General features: G+C 72.8%; 16 protein-coding genes. 3 read left to right on the top strand and 13 right to left on the bottom strand.

Annotated elements, in window-relative coordinates; genetic code table 11:
- Positions 1–11: 11 nt before the first annotated feature.
- A complete protein-coding gene (locus BLW04_RS05705; RefSeq protein ID WP_091537800.1) occupies positions 12–542 on the top strand; it encodes a DEAD/DEAH box helicase family protein in 531 nt (176 codons plus the stop codon).
- Between the two features lie 209 nt (positions 543–751).
- Here BLW04_RS05705 and BLW04_RS05710 read toward each other — a convergent pair whose 3' ends face one another.
- Positions 752–1,957 carry an APC family permease gene (locus tag BLW04_RS05710; RefSeq protein WP_254781098.1) on the bottom strand — a complete coding sequence of 402 codons (1,206 nt, stop codon included), beginning with the start codon at positions 1,955–1,957 and terminating at the stop codon, positions 752–754.
- 121 nt (positions 1,958–2,078) lie between these two features.
- Here BLW04_RS05710 and BLW04_RS05715 point away from each other — a divergent pair, with 121 nt between their 5' ends.
- On the top strand, positions 2,079–3,140 hold the full coding sequence (locus tag BLW04_RS05715; protein ID WP_254781099.1) for a DNA-formamidopyrimidine glycosylase family protein: 1,062 nt from the start codon (positions 2,079–2,081) through the stop codon (positions 3,138–3,140).
- Positions 3,141–3,267: 127 nt separating this feature from the next.
- On the opposite strand, the gene BLW04_RS05720 is transcribed toward BLW04_RS05715, so the two are convergent.
- From BLW04_RS05720 to BLW04_RS05775, 12 genes are all read right to left on the bottom strand, one after another.
- Positions 3,268–4,110 carry a PspA/IM30 family protein gene (locus tag BLW04_RS05720; protein ID WP_091537802.1) on the bottom strand — a complete coding sequence of 281 codons (843 nt, stop codon included), beginning with the start codon at positions 4,108–4,110 and terminating at the stop codon, positions 3,268–3,270.
- A 142-nt stretch (positions 4,111–4,252) separates the two neighbouring features.
- Positions 4,253–5,518: an ABC transporter ATP-binding protein gene (locus BLW04_RS05725; RefSeq protein WP_091537803.1), complete on the bottom strand. Its 1,266-nt coding sequence runs from the start codon at positions 5,516–5,518 to the stop codon at positions 4,253–4,255.
- Positions 5,519–5,565: 47 nt separating this feature from the next.
- Positions 5,566–6,399 carry a carbohydrate ABC transporter permease gene (locus tag BLW04_RS05730; protein ID WP_091537804.1) on the bottom strand — a complete coding sequence of 278 codons (834 nt, stop codon included), beginning with the start codon at positions 6,397–6,399 and terminating at the stop codon, positions 5,566–5,568.
- Positions 6,399–7,361, bottom strand: coding sequence for a carbohydrate ABC transporter permease (locus BLW04_RS05735; protein ID WP_091537805.1), 963 nt, complete (start codon positions 7,359–7,361; stop codon positions 6,399–6,401). The genes BLW04_RS05730 and BLW04_RS05735 overlap by 1 nt, the downstream gene beginning before the upstream one ends.
- Positions 7,358–8,608: an extracellular solute-binding protein gene (locus BLW04_RS05740; RefSeq protein ID WP_254781100.1), complete on the bottom strand. Its 1,251-nt coding sequence runs from the start codon at positions 8,606–8,608 to the stop codon at positions 7,358–7,360. The genes BLW04_RS05735 and BLW04_RS05740 overlap by 4 nt, the downstream gene beginning before the upstream one ends.
- 242 nt (positions 8,609–8,850) lie before the next feature.
- Positions 8,851–10,080, bottom strand: a complete 1,230-nt coding sequence (locus tag BLW04_RS05745) for a DUF4032 domain-containing protein (RefSeq protein WP_091537807.1) — start codon at positions 10,078–10,080, stop codon at positions 8,851–8,853.
- Positions 10,081–10,241: 161 nt separating this feature from the next.
- The gene (locus BLW04_RS28130) at positions 10,242–11,030 is read right to left on the bottom strand and encodes a TetR/AcrR family transcriptional regulator (RefSeq protein ID WP_254781101.1); all 789 of its coding nucleotides are present in this window, start codon (positions 11,028–11,030) and stop codon (positions 10,242–10,244) included.
- Positions 11,031–11,174: 144 nt separating this feature from the next.
- Positions 11,175–11,624: a helix-turn-helix domain-containing protein gene (locus tag BLW04_RS05755; protein ID WP_091537835.1), complete on the bottom strand. Its 450-nt coding sequence runs from the start codon at positions 11,622–11,624 to the stop codon at positions 11,175–11,177.
- Positions 11,625–11,754: 130 nt separating this feature from the next.
- Positions 11,755–12,273: a CinA family protein gene (locus BLW04_RS05760; RefSeq protein WP_091537808.1), complete on the bottom strand. Its 519-nt coding sequence runs from the start codon at positions 12,271–12,273 to the stop codon at positions 11,755–11,757.
- Positions 12,270–12,947: a CDP-diacylglycerol--glycerol-3-phosphate 3-phosphatidyltransferase gene (gene pgsA / locus BLW04_RS05765; protein WP_091537809.1), complete on the bottom strand. Its 678-nt coding sequence runs from the start codon at positions 12,945–12,947 to the stop codon at positions 12,270–12,272. The genes BLW04_RS05760 and pgsA overlap by 4 nt, the downstream gene beginning before the upstream one ends.
- A gap of 81 nt (positions 12,948–13,028) precedes the next feature.
- Positions 13,029–14,522, bottom strand: coding sequence for a MiaB/RimO family radical SAM methylthiotransferase (locus tag BLW04_RS05770; RefSeq protein ID WP_254781102.1), 1,494 nt, complete (start codon positions 14,520–14,522; stop codon positions 13,029–13,031).
- Between the two features lie 87 nt (positions 14,523–14,609).
- The gene (locus BLW04_RS05775) at positions 14,610–17,132 is read right to left on the bottom strand and encodes a DNA translocase FtsK (protein ID WP_091537811.1); all 2,523 of its coding nucleotides are present in this window, start codon (positions 17,130–17,132) and stop codon (positions 14,610–14,612) included.
- Positions 17,133–17,258: 126 nt separating this feature from the next.
- Between BLW04_RS05775 and BLW04_RS05780 the strand changes: the two genes are divergently transcribed.
- A complete protein-coding gene (locus tag BLW04_RS05780; protein WP_091537812.1) occupies positions 17,259–19,232 on the top strand; it encodes a S9 family peptidase in 1,974 nt (657 codons plus the stop codon).
- Positions 19,233–19,591: the final 359 nt, after the last annotated feature.

The raw sequence follows: 19,591 nt of genomic DNA on the forward strand, positions 1-19,591 counted from the left end.
CGCTCGCGCTCGTGCAGAAACGCAGGCTCGTCCTCCTCACCGGCCAGGAGGCCACCGGCAAGTCCACCGTCGTCCGGGCGCTGCTGCCCCGCACCCCCTCCGGGGCCCAGCTCGACGCCGAGGACGTGGGTCAGGTCAATCCCTGGGTGTACGACGCGGCCTTCACCGAACTGCACCTGCGGAACGCCACCGCCGTGGCGCTCAACTTCTGGAAGGCCGGCTACCGCACGGTCCTGGTCGGCAGTCTGGTCAACACCCACGTGGAGTACCTGGAGTTCCGGCGACGCCTGCCCGAGGACGTCGACGTGCTCGTCGTTCAGCTCACCGCCTCACGTGCCGTTCGTAACCAGCGTCGACTGGGCCGGGGGAAGCGGTCGGACCAGCAGTGGCACGACCTCGTCGACCGGAACGACCCGGAGGACACCACCCTGGCGGCGGCTGCCGGCGACTACCGGTACGTGTGCGTGGACACCGGGTCGCTGAGACTGGAGGAGGCGCTTCGGCAGATCATGGCCGCTGCGCCGGAGATCTGGCCCCGCTGAACCCCCCGACGGCGAACGCTGATGCCCACGTCTGCCGCTCGGGTCGGGCATCCAGGCACGACGTGGTCGAGCGGGGCGGCAAGACGCTGCTGCCCTGGACCGAGGACGAGACGGCCCGACGGAGGCCGCGACGGCGTTGTCCGGCGCAGTGGCATCCGACGCCCTGGGGCCGGATGACGTCGCGGAGGAGTGGGTCTCGTCGGCAGGTCTCAGCGGGTGCGGCGGTGCATCGCCCGTCGGACGACCCAGAGGACGGCGCCAAGGAGCAGCACGCCGGTTCCGGTGACGATGGCGGTCGGGGGCAGGCTGAACGCGAGGGTCACGCAGCCGACCAGGCCGAGGACGGGCACCCATCGTGGTGGGCGGTGCTCGGCTGCACTGAGGGTGAGGGCGGCGGCGTTCGCGATGGCGTAGTAGGCGAGGACGCCGAAGGAGGAGAACCCAATCGCCCCACGCAGGTCGAGCGTGGCGACGAGAACGATGACGACGGCGCCGACCGCTAGTTCGGCGCGGTGCGGAACCTGGTAGCGGGGGTGCACCGCTGCGAGGACCGCCGGGAGATGGTGGTCGCGGGCCATGGCCAGCGTGGTCCGGGACACCCCGAGGATGAGTGCCGACAACGCCCCGAGGGCAGCGACCGCGGCCCCGGCCTGCACGAGCGGCACCGTGCCGGACAGCGACCCGGTGGCCACGGCGGCCTGCAACGGGGCGGCGGTCGAGGCGAGCCCCGGGGCGCCGGCGGCGAGCAGGGCGGCGCCGGCGACCACCCCGTAGACGACCAGGGTGATCGCCAGTGCGAGGGGGATGGCCCGGGGGATGGTGCGGGCGGGGTCCCGGACCTCCTCGGCGAGGGTGGCGATGCGGGCGTAGCCGGCGAAGGCGAAGAACAGCAGTCCCGCGGCCTGCAGCACCCCGCCGAGGTCGGTGCCGGGGAACGGAGCCAGGTTCGCCGTCCTCATGGCCCCTCCGGCGAGGGAGCCCACGACGACCAGGGTGAGGGTGGCCAGGGTCAGCACGACGATGACCCGACTGAGCCACGCCGACTTCTGCACCCCGACGTAGTTCACCCCCGTCAAGGCGACCACGGCGAGGACTGCGACGAGGCGGAGGTGGCCGGGAGCGGCGTAGGCGCCGAACGTGAGCGCCATCGCGGCGCAGCTGGCGGTCTTCCCGACGACGAAGGACCACCCGGCCTGGTAGCCCCAGAAGTTCCCGAGTCGGCGGCGCCCGTAGACGTAGGTGCCTCCCGACTCGGGGTAGAGAGCAGCCAGACGTGCCGAGGACGTGGCGTTGCAGTAGGCGATGACGGCGGCCACTGCCAGGCCGATCAGCAGACCGGAGCCGGCGGCCCGGGCGGCGGGAGCGAACGCCGAGAACACCCCGGCGCCGATCATCGCGACCAACCCGACGACCACTGCATCACCGACCCCCAGTCGACGGGCCAGCCCGTCGGGAGGTCCCGAGCGGGGTGCTCCGCCGGGCGGGGACGACCGGTCGGGCGGAAACCCGTCGGGCGAGGTAGGAACGGAGTCCGCCATGGCGAGCCTGTCCATCCGGCCGCTGCAGCGGCGCGTCTGCCGCAGTGTCAGGCCGGACCTGACCGCGACGGTGGTCCCGATCAGGCTCTCATCCCTGGCGAGGGAAACCGGGACCTGGTTGCTCACCCCGGCGGCCGCAGGCCGGGCGACGACGGGGCGATGGGAAGCCGGGCAGGCCCACGACGACGGCGACGACGCCGCAGTCCGGCAGGGCACGCCCGGCGCAGGGATCATGGACGGCGTGCCCGAAGGAGACACCGTCTGGCTGGCGGCCCAGCGGATGAACACCGCGCTGGCCGGCGCCACGCTGCGCCGCGGCGAGTTCCGGGTGCCCCAGCTGGCCGCCGTCGACCTGGCCGGAGCGACGGTCACCGAGGTGGTCCCCCGGGGCAAGCACATGCTGACCCGCTTCACCGACGGCCGGACCCTGCGCACGCACTACCGGATGGACGGCAGCTGGCACATCTACCGGCCCGGTTCGGCCTGGCGCGGCGGACCGGCCTACGACGTCCGCGCCGTCCTGGCCACCGACAACTGGGAGTGTGTGGGCTACCGGCTGCACGACGTGCGACTGGTGCCCACTGCGGAGGAAGCCGAGCTGGTCGGGCACCTGGGTCCCGACGTCCTCGGGCCGGACTGGGACCTCGACGAGGCGCTGCGCCGGCTCCGCGCCCATCCCGACGAGCAGATCGGCGTCGCGATCCTCGACCAGCGCAACCTGGCCGGGATCGGCAACCTCTACAAGGTCGAGTCGCTGTTCCTCGCCGGCGTGCACCCCTGGACGCGGGTCGCCGACGTCCCCGACCTGGCCGGGCTCGTGCAGCGCGCCCGCACGCTGATGCAGGCCAACCGGGACCACCCCGAGCAGAGCACCACCGGTAGCACCCGCCGCGGTGAGGACCACTGGGTCTTCGGGCGCAGGGGCCGGCCGTGCCGCCGCTGCCGCACCCCGATCCTGCTGGGCGACCAGGGCCCCGACCTGCGGGAGCGGGTCACCTGGTGGTGCGCCACCTGTCAGGCCGCCCGCACCCCGATCGACCCGGACGCGCGCACCCGGTGAGGCGGGCCGGCCGCCGTCGCTGGCCAGCCGCTACTGAGCCGCTGCCAGGCAGAGCCGGAACGCACCTACGGACGCCGCCCGGGCACCAGGGCCGGACGACGTCCGTAGCGGACGGTCGTGCGAGAGGTCAGGCGCCGGCCTGCTCGGGGCGCTCGGCGGGCTGAGCCACCGGCTGGGCGGCCGGCTGCTGCACCGACGGGGTGCCGGGGCCAATCGCCCCGGCCGCGGACGTGCCCTCGATGGACGCGGTGCCACCGGCCATGCCGGCCCGGATTTGTGCCAGGCGGGACTGGCCGGCGACGTCGAGGGTGGCCTTCTGCACCTCGAGCATCCGGCCCTCCACCGAGGTCTGGGCCAGCTCGGCCTGACCCAGCGCGTTGGCGTACCGGGCTTCGATCTTGTCCCGGACGTCGCCGAGGCTGGGGGTGTTGCCCGGTGCGGACAACTCGTTGACCGACCGCAGCGAGGCCGAGACCTGTTCCTGCATCTTGGCCTGCTCCAGCTGGGAGAGCAGCTTGGTGCGCTCGGCCAGCGTGGTCTGCAGGCGCATCCGGCTCTGCTCGACCGCGCCCTTGGCCTGCTCGGCGGCCTGCAGTGCCTCGTCGTGGCTGCGCTTGAGGTCTTCCATGGACTGCTCGCCGGCCACCAGTTGGGTGGCGAAGGCCTGCGCGGCGTTGTCGTACTCGGCGGCCTTAACCGGGTCCGTGGCCCGGGTCTGATCGGCCAGGACCAGGGCCTGGCGGGCGGAGGCCTGCAGCTGCTCGACCTCACCCAGCTGGCGGTTCAGGCGCATCTCCAGCTGCCGCTGGTTGCCCAGGACGGCGGCGGCCTGGTTGGCCAGCGACGCGTGGCGCTGCTGTTCGGCCTGGATCGCCTGCCCGATCTGCACCTTGGGGTCGGCCCGCTGGTCGATCTGCTGGTTGGCCGACGCCGTCAGGTACTTCCACAGCTTCACGAACGGGTTGGGCATGGCTCCTCCTGGTCCGGCGCGCTCCCCGCCGGCGGCGGGGTGCGCGACCCGGGGACGCTGTCAGGGTCCATCGTCCCAGGCACACACCCCGGGCAGCCACCGCGCCGTCCTGCCGGCGCCGTGACTGCCCGATCGGGTGCGGTCAGGCGGCGCCCGCGCTGGCGGGCCCGCTGCCCTGCGCCCGGGCTTCCTCGACCTGCTCCACCCGGTCCTCGGTGGCCATCCGGGTGAGCGCGGCCCCGGCGTCGGCGTCCCGGGTCAGGTTCTCCCCCGATTCCGGGTCGAACACGTGCACCTTCCGGCTGTCCAGCCAGAACTCCGCCTCCCGGCCCTCCCGCATCCGGCTGGTGGAGTCGATGGAGACGATCGCCTGGGTGCGCAGCTCCTCGGAGTCCAGCTCCCGGGACAGCTCGCGCAGATGCGCCTCGATCTCCGGCGGAGCCTCGTAGGGGATGTAGGCGAACTGCGAGTCGCCGAGCCACTCGGTGACGTCCACCCGGGCCCGGAAGGTCGACCCCAGCGACAGTTTGGCCTCGTCGACCAGCGAGGCGTCCTCGAAGTACTCCGGTCGGATGCCCACCAGCAGCAGGTCGTGGCCGGCGACCGCCGCCGCCCGGCGCTCGTCGAGTTCGATGTCCCCGAAGGGCGTCCTGAGCCGCGAGCCGTCCGGGGTGGCCGGCAGAAAGTTCATCGGCGGAGAGCCGATGAACCCGGCCACGAACAGGTTGACCGGCTGTTCGTAGAGCTCCCGTGGCGAGGCCACCTGCTGGATCTTGCCCTTGCGCAGGACGCAGACCCGGTCGCCGAGGGTCATCGCCTCGGTCTGGTCGTGGGTGACGTACACCGTGGTGATGCCCAGCCGACGCTGCAGCCGGGCGATCTCGGTGCGCATCTGGCCACGCAGCTTGGCGTCGAGGTTCGACAGCGGCTCGTCGAACAGAAAGGCCTCCGCCTGCCGCACGATCGCGCGGCCCATGGCGACCCGCTGCCGCTGACCACCGGACAGGTTCGCCGGCTTGCGCTCGAGGTGCTCGTGCAACTCGAGAACGTCTGCGGCGTCGTCGACCCGGCGGCGGACTTCGTCGTCGGGGGTCTTGGCCAGCCGCAGCGGGAACGCGATGTTCTCGTAGACGGTCAGGTGCGGGTACAGGGCGTAGTTCTGGAACACCATGGACAGGTTGCGGTCCCGCGGCGCCTTGTCGTTGACCCGCGTGCCGCCGATGACCATGTCGCCGCTGGTGATGTCCTCCAGGCCGACGATCATCCGCAGCAGCGTCGACTTCCCGCAGCCGGACGGCCCGACGAGGATCATGAACTCCCCCTCGGCGATGTCGAGGCTGACGTCGTTGACCGCCGGGAACCCGTCGCCGTACTGCTTGACGATGTTCTTCATCTCGATCGAGGCCATCAGTGCTCGTCCCCTTCGTTGGGTGCGGTGGGCCGGGAGGAGGGCGATCAGCCCTTGACGGCGCCGTTGGTGAGGCCGGCGACGATGCGCCGCTGGAAGAGCAGGACCAGGACGACGACCGGGATCGTCACGATCACCGCGGCCGCCGCGATGGCACCGGTCGGGTCCACGAACTGTGAGGCGCCGGAGAAGAGCCCCAGCGCGGCCGGCACCGGACGCGAGGCGCTCGTGGAGGTCAGCGAGATGCCGTAGATGAAGTCGTTCCAGGCGATGAAGAACGCGATGATCGCCGTGGTGAACACCCCGGGGGCGGCGAGCGGGACGATCACCTTGCGGAACGCCTGCCAGGTGGTGGCGCCATCGACCTGCGCCGCCTGCTCCATCTCCCACGGGATCTCCCGGAAGAAGGCCGACATCGTCCAGATCGAGATGGGCAGCGTCAGCGACAGGTACGGGATGATCAGACCCGGCCAGGTGTCATAGAGCCCGATCTGGCGCCAGAGGTTGAACAGCGGCGTGACGATCGAGATCACCGGGAAGATGGCCACGGCCAACGCGGTGGAAAGGATGAGCTTCTTGCCCGGGAAGTCCAGTCGAGCGATGGCGTAGGCGGCGAACATGGCCAGCAGGACCGAGATCGCCGTGGCGATCAGGCAGATGCCGAAGGAGTTGCGCAGCGCGGGCAGGAACAGGTCGCTCGCCCCGCCCGACAGGATGAGGCTGTAGTTCTCCCACGACGTGTTCGTGGGCAGGAACTGGCCGTTGTTGAGGTCGCTGGGCGCCTTGAGCGACAGCGACACGATCCAGGCGATCGGGAACAGGGCGTAGAGCACGATGACCACCCCGCCGGCGATCCACCACGCCTTCTTACGTCCGGACATCAGCTGTCCCCCCTCGTCTGGGCCAGGTCGACCTTGAAGCCCTTGATGAACACGACGGCTATGAGGACGACGACCAGGAACAGCAGCACCGACACCGCCGACCCCAACCCGATCTCCAGACGCGCGATCGTCTGCCGGTAGGCCAGGAAGGACACCGTCTCGGTGCCGTTGGCCCCGCCGGTCATCACGAAGATCGTGTCGAAGATGCGGAACGCATCCAGGGTGCGGAAGAGCAGCGCCACCATGATGGCCGCCTTCATGTTCGGGATCGTCACCTTCCACATCCGCTGCCACCACGTTGCGCCGTCCACCTGGGCGGCTTCCTGGAGCACCTCGGGCACCTGTGCCAGGCCGGCCAGCAGCAGCAGCGAGATGAACGGCGTGGTCTTCCAGATCTCGGCGATGCAGATGACGAACAGCGAGGTCCAGGTGCCGCCGAACCAGTCGGTGTCCGCCCCGATCCCGGGCACCCAGCTGAACCACGAGTTCACGAAGCCGGAGGTGAGGTCAAAGGCGAACTGCCAGGCGAAGGCCGAGACCACGGTGATCACCGCGTACGGGATGAGGATCGCCGCGCGCACCACGGGCCGGATTGCGGACAACGCCTTGACCATCACCAGGGCCAGCGCGAAGCCGATGACCAGCTCGACCGCCACCGTGACGACCGTAATGAAGACGGTGACGCCGATCGACCGCCACCACAGCGGGTCGGTGAGAATCACCCAGTAGTTGCTCAGCCCGGTGAAGGAGCGGTTGTCCGGATCGGTCAGCCGGAAGTCGAACAGCGAATCGTAGACGGCCTGCGCGATCGGGTAGGCGGTGACCAGCAACATGACGGCGAAGGCCGGCCCGGCGAGCAGCCAGCCGAGCCGGCGCTCGCCACGGGCACGGTCACTGACCTTCGGTGGCGGCGCCGAGACCGGCCGGGTCCGTTGTCCCGGCGGGAGGGTGGTTGTGCTCACAGCAACCGCTCCTTTCGCAGCACAGCCGTGATCAGTTCGGTGGCCTTCTCACCGACCGTCTGCGGGTTGATGGACGCCGGCGGATGGTAGGAGCGCTGGATGCCGACGGAGATCTCGTTGTAGTAGGGCGTCTGCGGTCGCGGTGCGGCGAGTTCCAGGGACTCCTGGATCACCGGGGCCATCGGGAACGTCTCCAGGACGGCGGGGTCGTCGTACACCGCCTTCGAGGAGGCGGGGTTGCCGTTGGTCGTGAAGTAGTAGGCCTGGTTCTCGTCGGTGGTGATGCACTCGGTGGCGGCGAAGGCCAGGTCCGGGTACTTGCTGAAGGCACCGACGCCGAGGTTGATCCCGCCGTAGGGCGGTGCCGCCGGCTCGTCGGCGTTCACCCGCGGGTAGACCGCCGCGCCGTAGTCGTCGGGGACCGAGGCGTCCAAGGTCCCGGCCTCCACGGCACTCAGCGCGCGGGGCCACACGAACGGGTAATTGACCTGGAAGCCGGCGTCCGGGCCCTCGAAACCGGTCGCGGAGGCGTCCTCGTTCTCGGTGGAGAACGCCGGACCAGCGGCGTCGGAGGTGGCCACCATCTTCATGACCTCAGCGGCCCGCTCCCCCGCCGCGGTGTCCAGGCCCAGGACGATCTTCTTCGGGTCCTGGGCGTTCTCCGCGATGATCGAACCGCCGGCGGATTCGATGAGTGCGTTGAACCACACGGTCAGCGACTCGGCGCGAGTTCCCTGGGCGTCGACCCGCTTGCCCTGCCCTTCCGCCGCCTGGACGATCTGGTCCCAGGTGACCGGCTGCGTCATGTCCAGGCCGGCAGCCTCGGCGACCGACTTCCGGTACCAGAGCAGCTGGGTGTTGGCCCAGAACGGGACGGCCACGATCTCACCATCCCAGGTCGATCCGTCGATGGAGCTCTGTACGACGCCCTCGGTCACCCGCCCGGCCACGCCGTCGGGCACCGGGGCCAGGAACCCGGCCTGGGCGAACTCCGGGATGAACGGGGGGTCCAGGCTCATCAGGTCGATGGAGTCGTCGTTGGCCGCCAGGCGTCGGATCAGCTGCTCCCGCTGGGCGTTCGCGTCGCGCGGGAGCAGTGCGGTCTCGATGGAGTAAGCGCCGTTCGCGGCCTCGGTGCACCGCGTGGCGATCTCGGCCTGCCCACCGGAGTCCGGGTTGATGTACCAGGTGAGCGTGGGGGGGCCGGCTGAGTCGCCACCGCAGGCCGACAGCAGTGAGGCCCCCACGAGGGCCACCGCCGCCCCGCCCAGCAGACGCCGCGACCTCCCACGGGCGGCCGCTCGGCGGCCACCCGCCGTCCGGCTGCGTACTCCGACTCTCGGGGCGTTCGGCACCGTCATCGGCCTCCGTTCCCGGGCAGCGACCGGCAGGTCACCGCAGTTCCCGGAGAGTGGCGCAGCTCTGGCTGCGCTGTCAAACGGTCCGACACCGACCCGTGACCGGGGGGCGCGGACAGCGTCGGGCCGGGTCAGCAGCGCTCGGCGATGGCCGACGGGGTGGTCAGTTCGGCCGGCGTCCTGGGCAGCACGGTCTCGAAGTAGGAGCGTGCGGCAGCCGTTGTCCCGACGTCCCGGCCGTCCCGCTCGGACAGGAACCAGCGGTGCTCGAGGATCTCGTGGAACACCTCCGCCGGCGCCAACCGACCCACGAGGTCGGGCGGGATCGACTCGACGACGGGCTGGTAAACCTCGGCCAGCCAGCGGTGCCCCGCGACCACCTCGCGGACCGGCCGGCCCTCGCGTTGCTCGAGGAAGGCCCGGTAGGTGCGGATGTCGTTGAGCAGCCGGCGCGCCTGGTTCTCACCGACCTCCAGACCGGCGAGCCGGAAGAGCTCCCGCCGGTGGTGACCGGGCTCCGCCACGCGGGTCTCCACGCGCAGCCGGGCGCCGTCGCTGGAGGTCACCAGCTCCACCTCACCGACGTCGAACCCCAGGTCGTTGAGCCGTTGCAGCCGTTCGGCGACCCGGTACCGCTGCTCCTCGGGCTGGAAGACCTCTTCCCGCGTCACCTCGTCCCACAGCGCCTCGTAGCGGCCGGCCAGGCTGTCGGCGACGTCGATGGGGTCGATGTCGTCGGGCAGCAGCCCGCCCGACCGCAGGTCCAGCAGCTCGGCGCCGACGCGTTCACGGGCGAGGTCCAGGTCGTAGGCACGCTTGCCGGCCGAGATCGTGGGATGCCGCTCCACGGTCTCCGCGTCGACCAGGTAGGCGGCGAAGGCGCCGGCGTCAAGCCGGAACAGCGTGTTGGACAGCGAACAGTCACCCCAGTAAACCCCGGCCAGGTGCAGCCGCACCAGCAGCTCGACCAGGGTGTCGATCAACCGGTCGGCGGACTGGGCGCGCCGCCGGCTGGAGAACAGGTACCGATAGGACATCGAGTACTCGAGGTACCGGGTGACCAGGACGGCGTCCAGCTCGTCCGGGCGGTCCACGCAGATGCCGACCACGGAGACGGCCGGCAGACCCTCCTCCTCGAAGACGCCGAGCAGGGCGTACTCGTGCCGGGCCAGCGGCTCGGCGATCTCCTTGAGGGCGTAGACCTGCCCGTCACTGGCCACGAAGCGGACCACGTGCCGCGAGATGCCCCGCTGCGGGACCTCCAGCAGCAGGCTCGGGTCCCACTCCTCGAGCGGCTCGTGCCAGGGCAGGGACAGCAGGCCGGCGGCGTCGGCCGCCGGAGGCCGGAAGAGGTACCGCATCACGCGCTCCGTGGGTCGCCGGACGACGGTGGCCCAGCCGGCGCCGACGGGCGCCGCTGCCGCTGCTCACCCTATGCGGGCGCGCGCCCCGGGACCCGGACGCACGACGGCCCGTTCCCCGGGCAGGGGAACGGGCTGTCGGGGCCGGATCGTGGGGTCGCTCAGACGCCCAGCATCGCGGTCACCTGGGCGGCCTGGCGGGCCCGCTCACCGGGGTCGCCGGGTTGCAGCACCAGGCCGAGCAGCCAGCGCGACAGCACCTCGGCGGCCGGGCGGGTGGTGCCCAGCGCGGTGCCCAGCGCCACCACCACGTCGTCCCAACGGTGCGGGTCGGTGGTCAGCATCCGGGTGAGCGTCTCCGGCTCGGTCTCGGCCAGCCGCCGCAGCACCGGGTGCGAGCCGACCTCCTCCGCCAGCGCGGGCACTGCCACGGTCAGCGGCAGCTCGGCGGCCAGGGCCGCGAGCCGGTCCAGCTCGAACGCGAGCAGGGCGCCGGCCACGTCATCCTTCGTGCGGAAGTGGTTGTACAGCGTCGCCTTGGCCACGCCCGCGGCCGCGGCGACGTGCTGCATCGTGGTGCGGCGCAGGCCGCGCTCGGCGAAGGCCGTGCGGGCACCATTGAGCAACCCCCGGCGGGTGCGGGTCATCGCCCCGCCGGCGCCGGCGCCGCGGGCAGCACCCGAGCGCGAGCCCGGGCCGCGGGTCGGCCGGGGGGCGGTCGGCCGGTGCGCCGGAACCGCGACTGCCAGCGCCGGGACCGGGTTGGTCAGCTGGACGCCGCGGCGTCCGGGCGGGGGCGAGAAGCCGGCACCTGGCGGCACCGGGGCGGTCACCTGACCGCCGCCCTCGACGACCCGCACGCCGCCGCGCCCGTCCCCCTCGGACGGGGGCGACGACGGGACGGGCGGCCGGGACAGCGAGGGTAGTGAGTACCCGGTGGTGGCTGGCATGCCCCCAGTTCGCCATCCCGACCCCGGCGGGTCAAGGACGCTGCGGTCGGAGGGAATTCGTGTCGCAACCGGCCCGGCGCGCGGCGGGGCACCGCGGCCGGCGAACCCGCAGGTCAGCGAAGGGAGCGTCTCAGGGAAGCGCGGTCAGGCAGCCAGGCGGACGGTGCCGCGGCGACGGGCGGCGCCGCGAGCCGGCTGACCGCCCCCGACGAGCGCCAGCGCCGGTTCGGCCGCGGGGACCTGCGGGGCGGGCGACGACTCGACCTTGCCCGCCGGCGTGCCCGCGGCCTCGATGCCGATGGTGGCCTCGCGGAGGACGCGCTCGCCCGCCGCGACCCGGCGCACCGGCTGCCGGGCGGGGTCGGTGGGCCGCAGCTCCAGGCTTACCTCGGCGAGCAGGTCGGCGAGCTCGACGTCCAGGGCGTCGCAGATGGAGGCGAGCAGCTCGGAGGAGGCCTCCTTCTGCCCGCGCTCGACCTCGGAGAGGTAGCCCAGACTCACCCGGGCGGCGCCGGAAACGTCCCGCAGCGTGCGGCGCTGGCGCAGCCGGTGACCCCGCAGGGTGTTCCCGAGCTGGGTCCGCAGCAGCGTCATGGCCATCTCCTGTCCACATGCGACGAGCAGGTCGAACGATGTGCGTCGTCCCCCGCAGGTGCGGGGGAACTCGTGCGCTCACCGTACGCGGCAGGTTCCCCGCCGGCCGTCCGGACGGCAACCCGTCCGCTCATGGCGTAACGCCTGCCGGCGGGCCGTCGTTCCCATCTCCCAGCCGTTCCAGGAGCAGCTCGAGGGCGGCCCGGACCGCCCCGGCCCGCACGGCGGAGCGGTCACCGGGCAGGTCGAGTTCGAGGACGTCGGTGCGGGCGCCGTCGCTGATCCCGACGTACACCCGGCCGGGACCGTGCCCGTCGACCGGGTCCGGGCCGGCCACGCCGGTCAGCCCGATGCCCCAGGTGGCAGTGCACCGTTCCCGGATGCCCCGGGCCAGGGCGGCGGCGGTCGGCTCGCTGACCGGACCGTGCGCGGTCAGCACGTCCGCCGGCACGCCGGCGAGGGTGGCCTTCAGGTCCGTCGCGTAGACGACCGCCCCACCGCGCAGGGTCGCGCTCGCCCCCGGAACGGAGGCCAGCTCTGCGCAGAACAGCCCGGCGGTCAGCGACTCGGCCGCGGCCACGGTCTCCCCCCGGGCCAGCAGGGCGGCGTGCAACCGCCGGGCCGCCCCGGCCGGCGCGCCGGAGCTCACGCCGCGGTGTCGGTGCGGGCGCTGCCGGCCGCGGGGCCGTCGGGAGCGGCGGCCCGCCGCGCCGCCGCGGCGCGCATCGCCCGTGCGCTGGTACGGCGGAGTGCGAGCGCCCGGTAGACGTAGTCGATGCCGGTGGCCACGGTCAGCACGACGGCGATCGCCATCACCCACCACCGCGCCGAGGCCAGCAGCCCGGTCAGCGGCAGGATGTAGAGCCCGATCGCCAGCGCCTGCAGGACGGTCTTGAGCTTGCCGCCGCGGCTGGCCGCGATCACCCCGTGCCGGATGACCCAGAACCGCAGGACCGTCACCCCGACCTCGCGGACCAGGATCACCAGCGTCACCCACCAGGGCAACAGCCCGAGGACGGACAGCCCGATCAGGGCGGTCCCGGTGAGCGCCTTGTCGGCGATCGGGTCGGCGAGCTTGCCGAACTCGGTCACCTGGTTGGTGCGCCGGGCGATCATCCCGTCGTAGCGGTCGGTGATGATGGCCAGCGCGAAGAACAGCGTCGCCCAGCCGCGCCGTGCGTCGTCCATGCCGTCGCCGGACAGCAGCAGGGCCGCGAACACCGGGACGACGGCCAGGCGCAGCACCGTGAGCGCGTTGGGCACGTTCACCAGCCGCACGGTCTGCGGCGGCGTCGCCGCCGGGTCAGGGACGACAGCACTCATGCCGACTCCTCGCCGGCGCTCGTCGTCGACATGAGCGCGGCAGCTGCGCCCGGCGATGAGCTCGCACGCTCGCTCATGGAGTCAGCGACCGGCCGGGTTGAGCGCGGGCACGAGCACCCGGGCCACGAGGTCGACGCCGTCGGTGGCCACCACCTCGGCGGCCACCAACTGCCCGGCGACGGAGTCGGCCGGTACGCCGGACACGGTGGTCGTGCCGTCGGCATCGGGGTCCTGGTGGGCGGCGTGGCCGCCCCACGTGCCCGGCCCTTCGGTGGCGGAGAGGTCGTCGGTCAGCAGGACCTCGACCACGTCGCCGATCCGCTCCTCCGCCCGCTGGGCGGTGAGCTCCTCCACCAGGTCGGTGACACGCCGGACCCGGGCGTCGATCTCGTCGGAGTCCAGCTTGCCGGTCAGTCGCATGGCCTCGGTGCCCTCCTCGTCGGAGTAGCCGAACACACCGACCGCGTCCAGGCGGCCCTCGGTCAGGAAACGCTCGAGCTCGATGACGTCGGCCTCGGTCTCCCCCGGGAAGCCGAGGATGACGTTGGTGCGGAAGCCGGCGCCCGGGGCCAGCGAGCGGGCGTGCTCGATGATCCCGAGGAAGTCGTCCGTGCCGCCGAACCGGCGCATGCGGCGCAGCAGGGTCGGCGAGGAGTGCTGGAAGGACAGGTCGAAGTAGGGCGCGATGCCCGGCGTGGCGGCGATGACCTGGAGCAGGCCGGGGCGCATCTCCGCCGGCTGCAGGTAGGCCACCCGGATCCGGGCGATGCCGGGAACGGCGGTGAGCTCGGGCAGCAGCTTCTCCAGCGACCGCAGGTCGCCGGTGTCCTTGCCGTAGGAGGTCGAGTTCTCACTCACCAGCACCAGCTCGGTGACCCCCTGCGCGGCCAGCCACCGGGCCTCGCCCAGCACCTCCGCCTGGGGGCGCGAGACGAACGCACCACGGAACGTGGGGATGGCACAGAAGGCACAGCGGCGGTCGCAGCCCGAGGCCAGCTTGAGCGCGGCGGTCGGCCCGCTGGCCAGCCGCTTGCGCTTGAGCCAGTCGTGCCCGGGGATGGCCGGGGCGTCGCCGGCCGTGACGGCCGCCGTCCGCTGCGCCGGGCTGATCGGCAGCAGGGTGCGCCGGTCGCGCGGGGAGTGCGGGACCAGCGGTCGGCCGGTGAGGACGTCGTCCAGCCGGTCGCCGATGGCGGCGTAGTCGTCGAAGCCCAGCACGGTCGCCTCGGGCAGCGCCCCGGCCAGCTCCGCGCCGTAGCGCTCGGCCATGCAGCCGACGGCGATGACCTCGGCGCCGGAGTCGGTGGCCGCCAGGATGGCATCGACGGAGTCCTTCTTGGCGCTCTCGATGAAGCCGCAGGTGTTGACCAGGACGGCGTCGGCGCCCTCGGCGTCCTCGACGAGTTCGTAGCCGTCGCCGGCCAGCCGGCCGGCGAGCTCCTCGGAGTCGACCTCGTTGCGGGCGCACCCGAGCGTCACGACCGCCACCCGGCGCAGGACGGGCGGCTCGGTCACGACCGGGTCGCCGGAGGACTGCCCGCGAGGGGAGGGAACGGAGCTGGGCAGTGCTGGCACCGTGCCATCCTAGGCGCCGGTGGCGACTCCGCCGGGCGCGTCGCCCGCCGGGCACGTCCCTCCCGCGCTCTGCCTGAGCCCGCGGGCTCAGGCAGAGCCACCCCGGAGGGTGAACAGCACCGCTTCCAGCTCGTCGGGCTTGATCAGCACGTCCCGGGCCTTGGAACCCTCGGACGGGCCGACGATGCCGCGGCTCTCCATCAGGTCCATCAGCCGGCCGGCCTTGGCGAACCCGACCCGCAGCTTGCGCTGCAGCATCGAGGTCGACCCGAACTGGCTGGTGACGACGAGCTCGACAGCCTGGACGAGCAGCTCCAGGTCGTTGCCGATGTCCTCGTCGATGTTCTTCTTCTCACCGGCCGCGGCGGTGAAGACCTCCTCGCGGTACTCCGGCTCGGCCTGCCGCTTGGAGAACTCGACGACCGCCTCGATCTCGGTGTCGGAGACGAAGGCGCCCTGCACCCGGATCGGCTTGCCCGCGCCGATCGGCAGGAACAGAGCATCGCCCATGCCGATCAGCTTTTCCGCGCCGGGCTGGTCGAGGATGACCCGACTGTCGGTGAGGCTGGAGGTGGAGAAGGCCAGCCGGGACGGCACGTTGGCCTTGATCAGCCCGGTGACGACGTCGACGCTGGGCCGCTGGGTGGCCAGCACCAGGTGGATCCCGGCGGCGCGGGCCTTCTGGGTGATCCGGACGATCGACTCCTCGACGTCCCGGGGGGCGACCATCATCAGGTCGGCCAGCTCGTCGACGATGGTGAGGATGTAGGGATAGGTGCGGTACACCCGCTCGCTGTTCTCCGGCGCGGTGATCTCGCCGCGCTCCACCTTGCGGTTGAAGTCGTCGATGTGCCGGACCCCGGTGGCCCGCATGTCCTGGTAGCGCTGCTCCATCTCCTCGACCAGCCAGGCCAGCGCGGTGGCGGCCTTCTTCGGGTCGGTGATGATCGGCGTGATCAGGTGCGGGATGCCGTCGTAGGGGGTGAGCTCGACCATCTTCGGGTCGATCAGGATCATCCGCAGCTGGTCGGGCGAGGCCCGCAACAACAACGAGGTCAGCAGCGAGTTGATGCAGCTGGACTTGCCTGCGCCGGTGGCACCGGCCACCAGCAGGTGCGGCATCTTGGCCAGGTTGGCGCAGACGAAGCCGCCCTCGATGTCCTTGCCCAACCCGACCAGCATCGGGTGCGGGTCCTGCTTCGCCGCCGAGGACCGCATCACGTCGCCGAGGCTGACCTTCTCGCGGTCGGTGTTGGGCACCTCGATGCCGACGGCGGACTTGCCGGGGATCGGCGCCAGGATGCGGATGTTGTCGTTGGCCACCGCGTAGGCGATGTTGCGGGTCAGGGCGGTGATCTTCTCGACCTTCACCGCCGGGCCCAGCTCGATCTCGTAGCGGGTGACCGTCGGGCCGCGGGTGAAGCCGGTGACCGCAGCATCGACGTTGAACTGCTCGAGCACCCCGGTGATCGCCTCGATGGCCACGTCGTTGGCCTTGGATCGGGCGCGGGGCGGGTCACCGGCGCGCAGGACGCTCAGCGGCGGCAGCGTGTAGTTGCCCTCCACCGGCTGGATGGCCAGCTGCTCGGGCTCGGTGATCGGCGGCAGGTCCTCGGGCGGCGCCGTCCGGTCGACGATCGGCGGGCGGCGCAGCTGGACGCTCTCCGGCGGGGTCTGCACGGTGGCCAGCGGGGCGTCGTCCAGGGCCCCGGTGTCGATGACGCCGGTGTCGAGGGTGTCCTCGACCGCCGGCGCGCGCCGGCCCTTGCGGGACCGGGGCGCGGGCGCGGGCTCGGGCTCCTCCTCGTCGTACTCGTCCTCGTCGTAGCCGTCCTCGTCGTAGCCGTCCTCGTCGCGGCCGAGCATCCGGTCGACGTACTCGCGCAGCCGCTCGGGCACCTGGCGCACCGGAGTGGCGGTGACCACGAGCAGGCCGAAGAGGGCCAGCAGGACCAGCAGCAGCACGGTGACCACGGCGCCCACACCGGCCGATAGCGGGGTGCCGACCGCCCAGCCCAGGACGCCGCCGGCGCCACCGGGGGTTTCCTCCGGCGCCGGCTTCCTGCCCACGACGTGGGCGATGCCGACGACGGCGGCGAGAACGCACAGCCAGCCGATGGTCAGCCGGCCGCGGGCCTCCGGGTGGGGACCGTGGCGCAGCAGGCGCACAGCCACGAGCAGGAGCACGACGGGCAGGACGACGACCAGCGACCCGATGACCCAGTGGACGGCGGTGGTGACGGCGGCGCCGACCGGGCCGATGCCGGAGGTGTACGCGGAGGCGCCGAGGACGATGGCCAGCCCGAGGACGGCGAGGCCGACTCCGTCGCGGCGGTGTTCGGGGGCGAGCGGCTCGGCCTCCTCCGGCCGGGCGACCGAGCGGGCCAGGCCGCCGGCGCCGCGGGCCAGCAGCGACCACGTGCCGGCGGCGGCGCGCCAGGCACCCTGGCTCAGCGAGGACTGCGGCTTGCGGGCCGGGGGCCGCCGGGCGGCGGTCGAGCCCCGCTTGGCGGGGGGCCGCTTCTTGGCAGCGGTGCTGCCGGAGCGGGGGCGGGTCGAGCCGCCACCACGCGCCGGCCGCCGGTTCGACGTCGTCGCGCGTGCAGGCATGGGTCGACGGTAGCCGCGCACGGAGTGGCCCGGGGGCAAGCGGGGCAGCGTGTCCGGCTCGGGCTCAGGAGCTCCACGGGCCCGGCCCCGGGCCGGTCCCAGCGCCTGCTGGCTACGGTCGGGTGTGTGACCGCAGCGAAGCGCACCCTCCCCCACGGCAGCTGGCCCACCCCGATCACCTCGGAACTGGTGGTCCGCGCGGCCGCTCGGATCGGTGAAGTCGTCATCGACGGCACGGACGTCTGGTGGGCGGAGTCCCGGCCGAGCGAGGGCGGCCGCACGGCCCTGGTGCGCCGGGCCGCCGACGGGACGACCACCGACCTGCTGCCCCCGCCGTGGAACGCCCGGACCCGGGTGCACGAGTACGGCGGTGGCGCCTGGACGGTGGCCGGCGGCGTCGTGTGGTCCACCGGCTTCGCCGACCAGCGGCTCTACCGCGTCGACCCGGGCGCCGAGCCGGTCGCGGTCACCCCCGAGCCGGCGATCCCGGCCGGGGTGCGCCACGCCGACCTGCGGGTCACTCCCGACCGCACCGGGGTGGTCGCGGTCCGGGAGACGCACGCGGCGAGCGGGGCGGCGGCCGACGTCGTCCATGAGGTGGTGCGGATCGACCGCGACGGCACGAGCGCGGTGCTGGTGGCCGGACCGGACTTCGTCTCCGACCCGCGGCTGTCCACCGACGGCCGGTGGCTCGCGTGGTTGCAGTGGCAGCACCCGGACATGCCCTGGGATGCCGCCGAGCTCGTCGTCCGCGGGCCGGACGGCAACGAGACGGTGGTGGCCGGCGGCCGGTCCGGGGCGCAGCCGGAGTCCGTCGTCCAGCCGACCTGGGCCGCCGACGGCAGCCTGTGGTTCCTCGCCGACCGCACCGACGTGTGGAGCCTCTACCGCTGGCAGCCCGGCGGCGAGCCGGAGCTGGTGATCGACACCGGCAGCGACATCGCCGGCCCGCAGTGGGTGTTCGGGCAGAGCCGGTTCGCCCTGCTGGACGACGGCCGCGTGGTGCTGGCCTACGGCCGGGACGGCGCCGACCGGCTCGGCGTCCGTCAGGCCGACGGCACGCTGCTGGAGTTCGACCTCGAGTACGCGTCCTTCGGACAGGTAACCGCTGCCGGCCGGGCGATCGTGTGCGTCGCCGGGGGGCCGGCGTCGGAGCCGGTGGTGCTGCGCGTGGGCGTGGACGACGGCGCCACGGAGGTGCTGCGCCCGGCCCGTGACCTCGGGCTGGATCCCGCCTGGTTCTCCCACCCCGAGCACGTCACCTTCCCGACCGTGGCCGGCGACTCCGCGGCCGGCCGGCCGGACGTCGGCGAGGCGCACGCGCTGGTCTACCCGCCGACCAACCCGCAGGTGACCGGCCCGGACGGCGAGCTGCCGCCGCTGCTGGTGCTCGTGCACGGCGGGCCGACGGCCGCGGCGCGGGCGGTGCTCGACCTCGGCGTGCAGTACTGGACCTCCCGCGGTTTCGCCGTGGCCGACGTCGACTACCGGGGCTCCACCGGCTACGGACGGCGCTACCGGGACGCGCTGCGGGGCCGCTGGGGCATCGCGGACCTCGACGACGTCGTCTCCTGCGCCCGCTGGCTGGCCGACTCCGGCCGCGCCGACCCCGCGCGGCTGGCCATCCGGGGCGGGTCGGCCGGTGGCTACACGACGCTGGCCGCACTCACGTTCCGGCCCGGGGTCTTCGCGGCCGGGGCCAGCCACTACGGGGTCGCGGACCTCGCGGCGCTGGCGGCCGACACGCACTCGTTCGAGTCGCGGTACCTGGACGGGCTGATCGCACCGTGGCCGGCCGGCGCCGACGTCTACGCGGAGCGCTCCCCGATCCACCACACCGACTTTCTCAACACCCCGCTGGCCGTGTTCCAGGGAGACGAGGACCGCGTCGTCCCGCCCGAGCAGGCAGAGATGATGGTCGCCGCGCTGCGGGAGAAGGGCGTGCCGCACGCGTACCTGCTCTTCCCCGGTGAGCAGCACGGGTTCCGCAGGGCCGAGAACATCCGGGCCGCCCTGGACGGCGAGCTGTCGTTCTACGCCCAGGTGCTCAGGTTCGAGCTGCCGGCCGAGGAGGGGATCGTGCCGGTCACTCTGCGCTGACTTACCGCCCCAGCAGGTTGGTCACGCTAACCTCGATCTTCCGTGATCTTGATGCGGAGCATGATCATCGGCTTCTGGTCCCGTGTGGGCGTCAGGATGGCATTGGGGTGTGACGGATCGGCCGATGTCGCTCGGGTGGGCGCCGGTTCCACAGGCCGGTGGGTGTCCTTCGGGTCGTCGGGTCAGGTCGCCGGGGGTCAGCCGGAGGCGGCTGCCGGGGCGGCGAGCACCGCGGTGGCGTCGCGGAGTCGTGCAAGCCCGTCGCGGACCAGCGCGGCCCAGGGGTGGTGTTCGGCCAGGTGCAGGATCCGTCGGCGTCCGGTGCGGGCCAGCGTCGCCGGGGTGGTGAACAGGCGGGT

The sequence above is a fragment of the Modestobacter sp. DSM 44400 genome (genome assembly GCF_900107175.1).
In the GTDB taxonomy this organism is placed as follows: Bacteria; Actinomycetota; Actinomycetes; order Mycobacteriales; family Geodermatophilaceae; genus Modestobacter.

What these genes read in the sequence shown, in the direction of transcription:
- BLW04_RS05715 (WP_254781099.1), top strand. Translation starts at nt 2,079, where the DNA reads ATGGCGAGCCTGTCCATCCGGCCGCTGCAGCGGCGCGTCTGCCGCAGT.
- BLW04_RS05720 (WP_091537802.1), bottom strand. Translation starts at nt 4,110, where the DNA reads ATGCCCAACCCGTTCGTGAAGCTGTGGAAGTACCTGACGGCGTCGGCC.
- BLW04_RS05725 (WP_091537803.1), bottom strand. Translation starts at nt 5,518, where the DNA reads ATGGCCTCGATCGAGATGAAGAACATCGTCAAGCAGTACGGCGACGGG.
- BLW04_RS05730 (WP_091537804.1), bottom strand. Translation starts at nt 6,399, where the DNA reads ATGTCCGGACGTAAGAAGGCGTGGTGGATCGCCGGCGGGGTGGTCATC.
- BLW04_RS05745 (WP_091537807.1), bottom strand. Translation starts at nt 10,080, where the DNA reads ATGCGGTACCTCTTCCGGCCTCCGGCGGCCGACGCCGCCGGCCTGCTG.
- BLW04_RS28130 (WP_254781101.1), bottom strand. Translation starts at nt 11,030, where the DNA reads ATGCCAGCCACCACCGGGTACTCACTACCCTCGCTGTCCCGGCCGCCC.
- BLW04_RS05755 (WP_091537835.1), bottom strand. Translation starts at nt 11,624, where the DNA reads ATGACGCTGCTGCGGACCCAGCTCGGGAACACCCTGCGGGGTCACCGG.
- pgsA (WP_091537809.1), bottom strand. Translation starts at nt 12,947, where the DNA reads ATGAGTGCTGTCGTCCCTGACCCGGCGGCGACGCCGCCGCAGACCGTG.
- BLW04_RS05775 (WP_091537811.1), bottom strand. Translation starts at nt 17,132, where the DNA reads ATGCCTGCACGCGCGACGACGTCGAACCGGCGGCCGGCGCGTGGTGGC.